Source organism: Moorena sp. SIO3I6 (genome assembly GCF_010672095.1).
Window position 1 is genome coordinate 1 of sequence record NZ_JAAHHU010000695.1, and the last position, 2,429, is coordinate 2,429.

General features: G+C 43.2%; 1 protein-coding gene. It reads right to left on the bottom strand.

Going from position 1 to position 2,429, the window contains the following annotated elements:
* Positions 1 to 89: 89 nt before the first annotated feature.
* Complete coding sequence (gene ltrA, locus F6K49_RS41500; RefSeq protein ID WP_293106997.1) at positions 90 to 1,832, bottom strand: group II intron reverse transcriptase/maturase; 1,743 nt, start codon at positions 1,830 to 1,832, stop codon at positions 90 to 92.
* Positions 1,833 to 2,429: the final 597 nt, after the last annotated feature.

The window sequence follows — 2,429 nt, forward strand, 5'->3', positions numbered from 1 at the left end:
TGAAGTCGGGTAAGGTTTGTAGATTACTCTACTCCCCTCCCCTAAGAACCGGACTTGACAGTTACCCATCATCCGGCTCAAGCCTTACTTCAAGCCTTCTGCTTGGTTTTCTTTTTGCCATGAAGAAGCTTGTGACAAGCTTTATGAAGATGTACAAGGTTGTCAGCCAGGTTAGAACCACCTTCTTTTATGGGAATTATGTGATGGGTTTCGATTTCTTCGTCATTGCGTAACCAGTCATTACAGATTGGACATTTATACCCCTTTCTTCTAGCTACTTGGTCATACTTGCTATTTTTTTCCCAGAGGGTTTTGTTAGCTTTTAGACTTCTTAAGAGCCAGTATTCTTTGAGAATCGGGTCATCGGGTGAGTTGCTCCCTTCTATTTTGACGTGTCTCACAATGGGTGTTCCTGCGACATCATATATTCGCAATTCTGAGTTTCTTCTTTTAGATGTGGACTCACAAGAGAATACCCAGTCTCTTTTGGACACACTCCACGGAGTTTTCTTGTATATCACCTTGAAGTATTTGTCCTTGACCCATCTTAATTTACGCTTTTTGTGTCTACGCCTTGCCCAATCCCACAGATATTTCCATACCCTGTTACCTACGTAACTGAGTATTTTCTTTGATGTGCAATGTCTGTAGTAGTTAGCCCAACCTCTGAGAATCGGATTCAGTTTATTGATTAATTGTTCTTGGCTTTTTCCGTTAAATGCTTTGACAATTTTCCCAATTTCTTTGCAGAATGAGAGAACTTTATTTTTGGCGGGTTTGGTCAGAAGTGTTTCATTCTTTCCTTTCCCGAACATTCTTACGTTAAAACCCAGAAAATCGAACCCTTGGGATATGTGGACTATCCTTGTTTTCTCATCGCTTATTTCTAAGCCTCTTTCTGATAACCATGCTTTGAGCTGGATCAGAACTTTTTCCAGTTCTTCTTTTGTTTCTGCCGTGACCACAAAGTCATCGGCATATCGAATATATCCGAGTTTGTAGACTTTTCTTCTCTCTCCTTTCTTGTTATATCTTCCTCTTATTCCACCCCAGTTGTTGAGCTTTTCTTCCAATCCTTCCAATCCGATGTTGGCTAAAAGTGGACTGATGACTCCCCCTTGGGGTGTTCCTTTATTGGTTTCGTGATATATTCCTTTACTTATATATCCAGCTTTCAACCATCCTGCTACTATTTCCCTGCCTGGAGCAGAGTCTATTTGTTTCATGATAGTTTCATGGGCTAGGTTATCGAAAAAGCCTTTTATATCCGCGTCTAGAACCCATCTATCCTTTCTGAGGGAATTTAGTCTGTTTACCACTTGCTCTATGGCATCATGGCAACTTCTACCTGGTCTGAACCCATAAGAATTAGGTTCAAATATGGCTTCCCATTCGGGTTCTAGGAGATTCTTTACTATTGCCTGCATGACTCTATCCTTTAAGGTTGGGATGCCTAGAGGACGTTTCTTGCCATTTGACTTAGGAATGTATACCCTGCGTGCTGGTGAGGCTTTGGGTATCTTCCACTCATTGACAAGTTTCACTCGTTGGCTAGGTGTTGTTGCCACCTCCTTATCGACACCTGCTGTTCGCTTTCCGGTATTTATCTGAGTGATTTGTCTGACAGATAGTAGTAAGTTGGCGTAGCTTTTCAGCATCAGTTTCTGTAACCTTCTCAGTTGCTTCCACTGACCAAGCTTTTTGGCACGAAAGATTCTTCGACGCAGGTTTCTAACAATCTTACGGGCTTTCTTCCAGTTGACCTGGCTCCAGTCTGTAAGTTGTGCCGTCTGTCCATTTACCGGGCTATTGCCCCGTATCAAACTTTTCATCAGGTTCGATTCCTTATCTTTCGAAAATCTTTCGTATAAGACCCAAGGGAAGTCTGCTATTACTTTCGTTCAGGGGCAAAGTTTGAACCCCTATCCTCCGTATTACCAGAGGCGTTTGCTTTTTCCCTCATCCTCTACCCCCCAGAGAGTTCCGTCCTTGTTGCCTCAGACCTACCTTAGATATCGACCTTCTAAGGACTCTGTGGGGCTTACCCTGTTGTGTCAAGTAAATTTATTTCTCCTTCGGATGATGCCTCTTCCACGGATGGGAGTTTTGTTTACACGGCTTATAGAGAAACTAGCTATAGGCCCTACCCACTTGGCTTTTGCCTTCAGCGTGTCAGGTCTTTACGCTGGTCATGAGATTACGCGGTTTATTAGCATTTCATTTTCATTCATCCATATCGGAGAAGCCCTCTAGCTCCTAACCGGGTTTGACCTTACCTAGCTTCGGCTACATTCGTGACTCTGCATATTTCCCTTTTGTTACCAAAAGGTATTGAGTCCAACCTAAAAGGTTGTTTTACGTGAGGGTAGGTGGTGTAAATTACCCTGGGGAGTCGGCTCCCCGCTTTACTTGACCAGTTCAGGTCGCGC